General features: G+C 70.9%; 8 protein-coding genes. All 8 read right to left on the bottom strand.

Annotated elements, in window-relative coordinates; translation table 11 throughout:
- On the bottom strand, window positions 1–216 hold a 216-nt coding region (gene pgk / locus JWN97_RS12400), incomplete at its 3' end, for a phosphoglycerate kinase (RefSeq protein ID WP_297622954.1).
- Between the two features lies 1 nt (window position 217).
- Window positions 218–1,222 carry a type I glyceraldehyde-3-phosphate dehydrogenase gene (gene gap, locus JWN97_RS12405; protein WP_297622956.1) on the bottom strand — a complete coding sequence of 335 codons (1,005 nt, stop codon included), beginning with the start codon at window positions 1,220–1,222 and terminating at the stop codon, window positions 218–220.
- 185 nt (window positions 1,223–1,407) lie between these two features.
- On the bottom strand, window positions 1,408–2,394 hold the full coding sequence (gene whiA, locus JWN97_RS12410) for a DNA-binding protein WhiA (protein ID WP_297622958.1): 987 nt from the start codon (window positions 2,392–2,394) through the stop codon (window positions 1,408–1,410).
- A 22-nt stretch (window positions 2,395–2,416) separates the two neighbouring features.
- Window positions 2,417–3,397 carry a uridine diphosphate-N-acetylglucosamine-binding protein YvcK gene (gene yvcK / locus JWN97_RS12415; protein WP_297622960.1) on the bottom strand — a complete coding sequence of 327 codons (981 nt, stop codon included), beginning with the start codon at window positions 3,395–3,397 and terminating at the stop codon, window positions 2,417–2,419.
- A 1-nt stretch (window position 3,398) separates the two neighbouring features.
- The gene (gene rapZ, locus JWN97_RS12420; RefSeq protein ID WP_297622962.1) at window positions 3,399–4,277 is read right to left on the bottom strand and encodes an RNase adapter RapZ; all 879 of its coding nucleotides are present in this window, start codon (window positions 4,275–4,277) and stop codon (window positions 3,399–3,401) included.
- Between the two features lie 3 nt (window positions 4,278–4,280).
- A complete protein-coding gene (gene uvrC / locus JWN97_RS12425) occupies window positions 4,281–6,326 on the bottom strand; it encodes an excinuclease ABC subunit UvrC (RefSeq protein ID WP_297622964.1) in 2,046 nt (681 codons plus the stop codon).
- 96 nt (window positions 6,327–6,422) lie between these two features.
- Window positions 6,423–6,869 (bottom strand): Rieske (2Fe-2S) protein, encoded by a 447-nt coding sequence (locus tag JWN97_RS12430; protein ID WP_297622966.1) that lies wholly within the window; start codon window positions 6,867–6,869, stop codon window positions 6,423–6,425.
- A 41-nt stretch (window positions 6,870–6,910) separates the two neighbouring features.
- Window positions 6,911–9,832 (bottom strand): excinuclease ABC subunit UvrA (gene uvrA, locus JWN97_RS12435; RefSeq protein WP_297622968.1); only part of this gene is annotated, 2,922 nt, incomplete at its 5' end.

Consider the following 9,832-nt stretch of genomic DNA (forward strand, 5'->3'; position numbering starts at 1 on the left):
CGGGTCCGGGGCGCCCTTGGGGCGCCCCAGGTGGGCGACGACCACCACGCGGGCACCGGCGTCGACCAGGCTCCGGATCGTGGGCACACTGGCCCGGATCCGCCCGTCGTCGGTGATCGCCCTGTCGTCGGCCGGGCCGTCGAGGGGCACGTTGAGGTCCGACCGGACCAGCACCCGCTTGCCGCGGACGTCGCCCAGGGAGGAGAGGTCGCTCACGTCAGAGCGTCTCGCCGACGTAGCCGATGAGGTCGACCAGTCGGTTGGAGTAGCCCCACTCGTTGTCGTACCAGCCGACGACCTTGACCTGGTTGCCGATGACCTTGGTCAGCGGCGCGTCGAAGATGCACGACGCCGGGTCGGTGACGATGTCGCTGGAGACGATCGGGTCGGTCGAGTACCTGAGGTAGCCCTTCATCGGGCCGTCCGCGGCGGCCTTGACGGCGGCGTTGACCTCCTCGGCCGTGGCCTCGCGGCCCAGCTCGACGGTGAGGTCGGTGGCCGAGCCGGTCGGGATCGGCACGCGCACGGCGTAGCCGTCGAGCTTGCCCTTGAGCTCGGGCAGGACCAGGCCGATCGCCTTGGCCGCCCCGGTCGAGGTCGGGACCAGGTTGATCGCGGCCGCACGGGCACGACGCAGGTCCTTGTGGATGTTGTCCTGCAGGTTCTGGTCGGCGGTGTAGGCGTGGATGGTGGTCATCAGGCCCTTGACGATGCCGAGGTCGTCGTTGAGCGCCTTGGCCATCGGGCCGAGGCAGTTGGTGGTGCACGACGCGTTGGAGATCACGTGGTGCGACGCGGCGTCGTAGTCGGTGTGGTTGACGCCCATCACGATCGTGATGTCCTCGTTGGAGGCGGGCGCGGAGATGATGACCTTCTTGGCGCCGGCGTCGATGTGGGCCTTGGCCTTGGTGGCATCGGTGAAGAAGCCGGTCGACTCGACGACCACGTCGACGTCGAGCTCGCCCCACTTCAGGTTGGCCGGGTCACGCTCGGCGAACGCGGCGATGGTCTGGTCGCCGACCTTGATCGAGGTGTCGTCGCTCGACACGTCGGCGTCGAGGCGGCCCAGGATCGAGTCGTACTTGAGCAGGTGCGCCAGCACGGCGTTGTCGGTGAGGTCGTTGACGCCGACGATCTCGATGTCGGCGCCGGACGCGCGCACGGCGCGGAAGAAGTTGCGGCCGATGCGGCCGAAGCCGTTGATGCCTACGCGGACGGTCATGGATGTCTCCTTGGTGTGGGGCCTTCAGTGACCCCGTGGACGATCTGGCCTTTGGTGACCGGGAACGACCCTATCGGGTATCAGCGGGCTCGCCAGTCGTGGTCGCTCGCGGTACGGACAGGTAACTTTGGAACGATCCAAGGAGAGGGAACGCGCCGCGCGCTCCTCGTCGCGGGACGCCGGAGTCACTCGTCGTCGGCGAGCATCTCCGGGGTCAGCGACGCCTCGGTGTCGGGGATGCCGAGCTCCTCGGCCCGCTTGTCGGCCATCGCGAGCAGGCGACGGATCCGGCCCGCGATCGCGTCCTTGGTGAGCACTGGGTCGTGCAGCTGGCCCAGCTCCTCGAGCGAGGCCTGCTTGTGCTCCAGCCGCAGGTGGCCGGCCTGGCGAAGGTGGTCGGGGATCTCCTCGCCGAGGATCTCGAGCGCGCGGTCCACGCGGGCACCGGCGGCGACGGCGGCACGCGCCGACCGGCGCAGGTTGGCGTCGTCGAAGTTGGCCAGCCGGTTGGCGGTCGCCCGCACCTCGCGGCGCATCCGGCGCTCCTCCCACGCCATCAGCGACTCGTGGGCGCCGAGGCGGGTGAGCAGCGCGCCGATGGCGTCACCGTCGCGGATCACGACGCGGTCGACACCGCGCACCTCGCGCGCCTTGGCGGAGATGCCGAGCCGGCGGGCCACGCCGACGATCGCGAGCGCGGCCTCGGGGCCGGGGCAGGTGATCTCGAGGGAGGACGACCGGCCGGGCTCGGTCAGGGAGCCGTGGGCCAGGAAGGCGCCGCGCCACGCGGCCACGGCGTCGCAGCCGCCTCCGCTCACGACGGCGGGCGGCAGGCCGCGTACGGGGCGCCCGCGCTGGTCGAGGAGGCCGGTCTGGCGCGCGAGCGCCTCGCCGTCCTTGGTCACCCGCACGATGTAGCGGCTGCCCTTGCGGATGCCGTTTCCCTGCACCATCACCACGTCGGAGGGGTGGCCGTAGACCTCCGAGATGTCCTTGCGCAGCCGCCGTGCCGCGGCGCCGGTGTCGAGCTCTGCCTCGACCACGATGCGACCGCTCACGATGTGCAGTCCGCCGGCGAAGCGGAGCATCGACGCCACCTCGGCCTTGCGGCAGCAGGTCTTGGTGATCTGGGTGGAGGCGAGCTCGGCCTTCACCTGTGCCGTCATTGCCATGGGCGGAATCCTGCCATGCTGGTCAACGACCCTCCGCCGTCTCCTCGACGATCCGCCCGAACGCGGCCGCCAGGCGGTCGGGATCGTGGCGCGGCTCACCGGGGACGGCGATGTCCTCGACGACCAGCCGGGCGCCCCGATCGGCCACCGCCTTCTCCAGCCGCTGGCGGTCGCCCGCCAGCGACGAGGCGTCGACGAGCACGGCATGCACGGTGAGGTCGGGGGCGTGCTCGAAGAGCGCGGCGAGGTGGTCGGCGGGCCCGAAGCCGGTCGTCTCCCCCGCCTGGGCCTCCAGGTTGAGCACGACGACCAGCTGCCCGGCAGTCTCGGCCAGCGCCTGTCGCAGCCCGGGCACCATGAGGTGCGGGATGACAGAGGTGAACCACGAGCCCGGCCCGAGCACGACCCACTCGGCCGAGCGGATCGCCTCGACCGCCTCCGCGCAGGCCTGCGGGTCCTCGGGCACGAGGGCCACGGACTCGATCTGGCCGGCGGTGGTGGCGACCTCCACCTGACCGCGTACGACGCTCACGCCGGTCGGGTCGGCCGGGTCGGCACCCCGCACGCGCGCCGTGATGTCCATCGGGGTGGTGGCCATGGGCAGCACCCGGCCGTGGGCGCCGAGCAGCCGCCCGACCCAGTCGAGGGCGCGGACGTGGTCGCCCATGAGCTCCCAGAGCGACACGATCAGGAGGTTGCCCACGACGTGGCCCTGCATCTCACCCTGGCCGGCGAAGCGGTGCTGGACCACGTCGGCCCACGTGCGGCCCCACTCGTCGTCGCCGCACAGCGCGGCGAGCGCCATCCTCAGGTCGCCGGGCGGGAGCACGCCGAACTCGCCACGCAGCCGGCCCGACGAGCCGCCGTTGTCGGCGACGGTCACGACGGCGGTGAGGTCGTCGATCGTCAGGTCGTCCTTGAGGCGGCGCAGCGCGGACAGCGTGGCCGCCAGGCCGTGACCCCCACCGAGGGCGACCGCGGCCTGCGCGGTGTGGCGGGCCATCTCACTCCCTGCCGAGGTCGCGATGGGTGGTGCTCACGTCGTAGCCGTCCTCACGCATCCGCGCCGCGATCGCCTCGGTCATGGCGACGCTGCGGTGCTTGCCCCCGGTGCAGCCGACGGCGATCTGCATGAAGCGCTTGCCCTCGACGAGGTAGCCCCGGGCCACCGTGCCGAGCACGGGGAGGTACTGCTCGAGGAACTCTCCCGCGCCCGGCTGCGAGAGGACGTAGGCCGAGACGTCGGGGTCGCGGCCGTTCTGCGGGCGCAGCTCGGGGATCCAGTGCGGGTTGGGCAGGAAGCGCATGTCGGCGACCCAGTCGGCATCGACCGGGATGCCGTACTTGAAGCCGAAGCTGATCACGGTGACCTTGAGCCGGGTGGACGCCGCGGTGCCGAAGAGCTCGGCGATCCGGTCCTGGAGCTGGTGCACGTTGAAGTTGGAGGTGTCGAGCAGCACGTCGGCGTCGCCGCGGATGTCGGCCATCGCCGCGCGCTCCCGCTGGAGGCCGTGGAGCAGGCGCCCGCCACCCTGCAGCGGGTGCGGCCGGCGGGCCGCCTCCTGGCGGCGCACCAGCACGTCGTCGGTGGCCTCGAGGAAGAGCAGCGTCGTCGGTCGACCGGTCACCTGCTGGTGGCGGTTGGCCTGCAGGCTGTCGAAGAACGACCCCGACCGGACGTCGACGACGACCGCGATCGGCTGGTCGATGCCGCGGCTGTCGTCGACGAGGCGTACGACGTCGCGCACCAGCGTCGGCGGGAGGTTGTCGACCACGAAGTAGCCGAGGTCCTCGAGCTCCTTGGCCGCGGTGCTGCGGCCCGCGCCGGTCATGCCGGTGACGACGACCAGCTCCCCGGGGGTCGGCTCGACCGTGAGAGACATGCCCTAGTCCTCCTCGATGAGCTCGCCGGTCGCGGTGTTGACCGCGGGCGAGGTGGATGAAGTCTTGCGGGTCGCGTCGGCCTTCGCGACCGCTTCCTTGATCGCGGAGGCCGTGCGCGGACCGATGCCGGGCACCAGCGCGATCGCCTCGGGCTCGGCCTCGCGCAGCTTCTTGAGCGAGCCGAAGTGCTTGAGCAGGGTCTTGCGCCGCACCTCGCCGAGGCCGGGGACGTCGTCGAGCATGCTCTCGACCATCGACGTGGAGCTCCGGGTGCGGTGGTGGTTGATCGCGAAGCGGTGGGCCTCGTCGCGGATGCGCTGGAGCAGGTAGAGGCCCTCGCTGGTGCGGGCCATGATCACCGGGTCCTCCTCCCCCGGCAGCCAGACCTCCTCCAGCCGCTTGGCCAGGCCGCACACGGCGATGTCGGTGATGCCCAGCTCGGCGAGCGCCTCCTGGGCGGCGGCGACCTGCGGCGGTCCGCCGTCGACGACGACCAGACCGGGCGCGTAGGCGAACTTCCGGGGCCGACCGGTCTCGGGGTCGACGAGGAGGGGCGCCTGCGGGTCGTCGGGCTGAGCCGGCGACGCCGAACGACTCGTCGGCGCCCCCTGAGGAGCATCGTGAAGCTCAACCCTGGCCTGCTCGTCGAGCAGCCGCTTGAAGCGCCGGGTGATCACCTCGTGCATCGACGCGACGTCGTTCTGCCCGTCCACGCCGCGGATCACGAAGCGGCGGTACTCGGACTTGCGGGACAGGCCGTCCTCGAAGACCACCATCGAGGCGACGACCTCGGTGCCCTGGAGGTTGGACACGTCGTAGCACTCGATGCGCAGCGGCACCTCGTCGAGCGCCAGCGCCTTCTGGATCTCCTCCAGCGCGCGGTTGCGCGTGGTGAGGTCGCTGGCGCGCTTGGTCTTGTGGAGCGCCAGCGCCTGGGCGGCGTTGCTCGCGACCGTCTCCTGGAGGTCGCGCTTGTCGCCGCGCTGCGGGACGCGGATCGCGACCTTGCTGCCGCGGCGCTCGCTGAGCAGCTCCTCCAGCACGCCGGCGTCGGGCGGCAGCGCCGGCACCAGCACCTCGCGCGGGATGGTCTCTCCCCCGTCATCGATGTCGACGCCGCCGTAGAGCTGGAGGAGGAAGTCCTGCACGAGCTCGGGGGTGCCGCCCTCGTCGGTGCGGTCGGCCACCCAGCCGCGCTGCCCGCGGATCCGGCCGCCCCGGACGTAGAAGATCTGCACCGCGACCTCGAGCGGGTCCTCGGCCAGCGCGATCACGTCGGCGTCGGTGCCGTCGCCGAGCACGACCGCCTGCTTCTCGAGCGCCTTGGTGAGGGCGCCGAGGTCGTCGCGGAGCCGGGCCGCCTTCTCGAAGTCGAGCGCCTCGGAGGCGGCGTACATCTCCCGCTCGATGCGCCTGGTGAACGCCGCGGTGTTGCCGGCCATGAAGTCGCAGAAGTCGTCGACGATCTCGCGGTGCTGCTCGGGCGTCACGTTGCCGACGCAAGGGGCGGAGCACTTGTCGATGTAGCCGAGCAGGCAGGGGCGTCCGATCTGGGCGGACCGCTTGAAGACGCCGTTGCTGCACGAGCGCATCGGGAAGACCCGCAGCAGCAGGTCGACGGTCTCCCGGATCGCCCACGCGTGGCTGTAGGGGCCGAAGTAGCGGGTGCCCTTGCGCTTGGCCCCGCGGCCGACCATGACGCGCGGGAACTCCTCACCGACCGTGACCGCCAGCCACGGGTAGGACTTGTCGTCGCGGTACTTCACGTTGAACCGCGGGTCGAACTCCTTGATCCAGCTGTACTCGAGCTGCAGCGCCTCGACCTCGGTGTCGACGACCGTCCACTCGACGCTCGCCCCGGTGGTGACCATGGAGGCCGTGCGGGGGTGCAGGTTGCCGATGTCCTGGAAGTACGACGACAGGCGCGGGCGCAGGCTCTTGGCCTTGCCGACGTAGATGACGCGACCCTTGGCGTCGCGGAACCGGTAGACCCCCGGTCGGGTCGGAATCGACCCGGGCGCGGGTCGATAGGAGCTCGGCGTCGCCACCCCACAACCCTACGGGCGGCCCCCGACAGCGGGGACCGCCCGGGCCCACGGTCGGACATCTCGGGGAGCATGTGTCCGCCACGGAGCACCTGAAGGTCAGGCGCGGGTGATGGAGCCCCCGTCGACCGTGATCTCGACGGCCGCCAGCGGAGCGCTGGCCGGGCCCGACAGGGGCGATCCGTCGTCGAGGGAGAACGTGCTGCCGTGGCACGGGCACGGGATGTCGCCGTCGGAACTGGTCTCGACGAGGCAGCCCTGGTGGGTGCAGACGGCGGAGAAGGCCTTGAAGTCACCCTCGGTCGGCTGCGTCACCACGATCTTGGCCGACGACACCACGAAGCAGCCACCGACCGGTACGTCGGCGGCGCTGGCCAGGGCGTCCCCCGAGGAGCCACCGCCCGCGGGCGACGAGGAGCCGTCCGAGGTCGCGGGGTCGACGGCCGTCGAGCCCGATGATCCGCCGCCGCACGCGGCGAGGACGGGGACACCGAGGGCGACGGCTGCGGACCCGGTCAGGGCACGACGTCTGTTGATGGCGCTCATGGTCGGAGACCCTAGCCAGCGTCCCTATGAGAAACCTGTGACTAGGAGGACGACTTCCTGGTCGCCGACTTCTTGGTCGCGGCCTTCTTCGCCGGCGCCTTGGTGGCGCTCGCCTTCTTGGCCGGAGCCTTCCTGGTCGCCGACTTCTTGGTGGGCGCCGAGGTCGCGGCCGCCGCCTTCACCCGCCGCGGGGCGCCGGGCTGCCTGGCGCCGCGTCCTTCGAGGATCGGCTTGAGGAAGGTGCCCGTGTGGCTCTCCGCCACCTGCGCCACCTCCTCCGGCGTGCCCTCGGCGACGACCATGCCGCCGCGCGACCCGCCCTCCGGACCCATGTCGATGAGCCAGTCGGCGGTCTTGATGACGTCGAGGTTGTGCTCGATGACCAGGACGGTGTTGCCCTTGTCGACGAGTCCGGACAGGACGTGGAGGAGCTTGCGGATGTCCTCGAAGTGCAGACCGGTGGTCGGCTCGTCGAGGACGTAGACGGTGCGGCCGGTGGAGCGCTTCTGCAGCTCGCTGGCGAGCTTGACCCGCTGGGCCTCGCCGCCGGACAGCGTGGTGGCGGGCTGGCCGAGACGGACGTAGCCCAGGCCGACCTCGCAGAGGGTGCTCATGTGCCGCGAGATCGCGGGCACCGCAGCGAAGAAGTCGGCGGCCTCCTCGATCGGCATGTCGAGGACCTCGGCGATGGTCTTGCCCTTGTAGTGGACCTCGAGAGTCTCGCGGTTGTAGCGGGCGCCGTGACAGACCTCGCAGGGGACGTAGACGTCGGGCAGGAAGTTCATCTCGATCTTGATCGTGCCGTCGCCGGAGCACGCCTCGCAGCGGCCGCCCTTGACGTTGAACGAGAAACGGCCCTGGAGATAGCCGCGCATCTTGGCCTCCGGGGTGGAGGCGAAGAGCTTGCGGACGTGGTCGAAGACGCCGGTGTAGGTCGCGGGGTTGGACCGCGGGGTGCGGCCGATCGGCGACTGGTCGACGTGGATCACCTTGTCGACGTGCTCGAGCCCGGTGATCTTGGTGTGCCGTCCGGGCACCGTGCGGGCGTTGTAGATCTGCTTGGCCAGCGAGGTGTAGAGGATGTCGTTGACCAGGGTGGACTTGCCCGAGCCGGAGACGCCGGTGACGGCGGTGAAGACGCCGAGCGGGAAGCTGACGTCGACGTCGCGCAGGTTGTGCTCGCGGGCGCCGTGGACCGTGAGCTCGCGGCCCACGGTGCGCGGGCGGCGTACGGCGGGCATCGGGATCTCGCGACGGCCGCTGAGGTATTGGCCGGTCATCGAGTCGGGGTGGTTGAGGAGGTCCTCGACCGAGCCGGAGTGGACGACCTGGCCGCCGTGCTCACCCGCACCCGGACCGATGTCGACGACCCAGTCGGCCACCCGCACGGTCTCCTCGTCGTGCTCGACGACGATCAGCGTGTTGCCGAGGTCCTTGAGCCGGATGAGGGTCTCGATCAGGCGCTGGTTGTCGCGCTGGTGGAGACCGATGGACGGCTCGTCGAGGACGTAGAGCACCCCGACGAGGCCGGCGCCGATCTGCGTCGCGAGGCGGATCCGCTGGGCCTCGCCGCCGGACAGCGAGCCGCTGGGACGGTCGAGGGAGAGGTAGTCGAGGCCGACGTCGAGCAGGAACTGCAGGCGCTCCTGGATCTCCTTGAGCACCCGCTCGCCGATCTGGCGCTCGCGCACCGACAGGTCGACGGTGCGGAGGTAGTGGGCGGCCTCGTTGATCGGCAGCGCGCAGACCTCGGCGATGTTCTTGCCGCCCTCGTCCTTGGCGCCGAGGGTCACCGAGACGGAGACGGGCTTGAGCCGCGTGCCGTTGCAGGCCGGGCAGGGCACCTCGCGCATGAAGCCCTCGAAGCGCTCACGGCTGGTGTCGGACTCCGCCTCCTTGTGGCGCCGCTCGACGTAGGGGCGGACGCCCTCGAAGGCGGCGTAGTAGGCGCGCTCGCGGCCGTAGCGGTTGCGGGTGACGACGTGGACCTTGGTCTTGTGGCCCTCGAGCAGCGACGTGCGCGCCTTGGGCGAGAGCTGGTCCCAGGGCGTGTTGAGGTCGAAGCCGAGCTCCTCGCCGAGCGCGTTGACCAGGCGGAGGAAGTAGTCGGCGACGTGGGCGCCGCTCCACGGTGCGATGGCGCCCTCGCCCAGCGTCGCGCCGGTGTCGGGGACGACCAGCTCCGGGTCGACCTCCATCTTGGTGCCGAGGCCCGAGCACACCGGGCAGGCGCCGAACGGGGAGTTGAAGGAGAACGAGCGCGGCTCGAGGTCGTCGGTGTCGATGGTGTGGTCGTTGGGGCACGACATCTTCTCGGAGAACTTCATCTCCCGGCCGGGGTCCTTGGCGTCGAGGTCGACGAAGTCGATGACCACGAGCCCACCGGCCAGCCCGAGCGCGGTCTCGACCGAGTCGGTCAGCCGGCGCTTGGACGACTCCTTGACCGCGAGCCGGTCGACCACGACCTCGATCGTGTGCTTGAGCTTCTTGTCGAGGACCGGGGGCTCGTCGAGCGAGTGGGTCTGGCCGTCCACGCGGGCCCGGCTGAAGCCCTGCTGCTGGAGCTGGCGGAACAGCTCGACGTACTCGCCCTTGCGGCCGCGGATGACCGGCGCGAGCACCTGGAAGCGACGACCCTCCTCCAGCGACAGGATGCGGTCGACGATCTGCTGCGGGGTCTGCCGCTCGATGGGTGCGCCGCACGTGGGGCAGTGCGCGCGGCCGGCACGGGCATAGAGGAGGCGGAGGTAGTCGTAGACCTCGGTGATCGTGCCGACGGTCGAGCGCGGGTTCTTCGACGTGGACTTCTGGTCGATGCTGACCGCGGGGCTCAGGCCCTCGATGAAGTCGACGTCGGGCTTGTCCATCTGGCCCAGGAACTGGCGGGCGTAGGCCGACAGCGACTCGACGTAGCGGCGCTGGCCCTCGGCGAAGATCGTGTCGAAGGCGAGGCTGGACTTGCC

Source organism: Nocardioides sp. (genome assembly GCF_025965415.1).
Lineage (GTDB): Bacteria > Actinomycetota > Actinomycetes > Propionibacteriales > Nocardioidaceae > Nocardioides.

Coding starts and splice junctions, on each gene's coding strand:
- whiA (WP_297622958.1), bottom strand. CDS start 2,394: ATGGCAATGACGGCACAGGTGAAGGCCGAGCTCGCCTCCACCCAGATC.
- JWN97_RS12430 (WP_297622966.1), bottom strand. CDS start 6,869: ATGAGCGCCATCAACAGACGTCGTGCCCTGACCGGGTCCGCAGCCGTC.
- yvcK (WP_297622960.1), bottom strand. CDS start 3,397: ATGGCCCGCCACACCGCGCAGGCCGCGGTCGCCCTCGGTGGGGGTCAC.
- rapZ (WP_297622962.1), bottom strand. CDS start 4,277: ATGTCTCTCACGGTCGAGCCGACCCCCGGGGAGCTGGTCGTCGTCACC.
- gap (WP_297622956.1), bottom strand. CDS start 1,222: ATGACCGTCCGCGTAGGCATCAACGGCTTCGGCCGCATCGGCCGCAAC.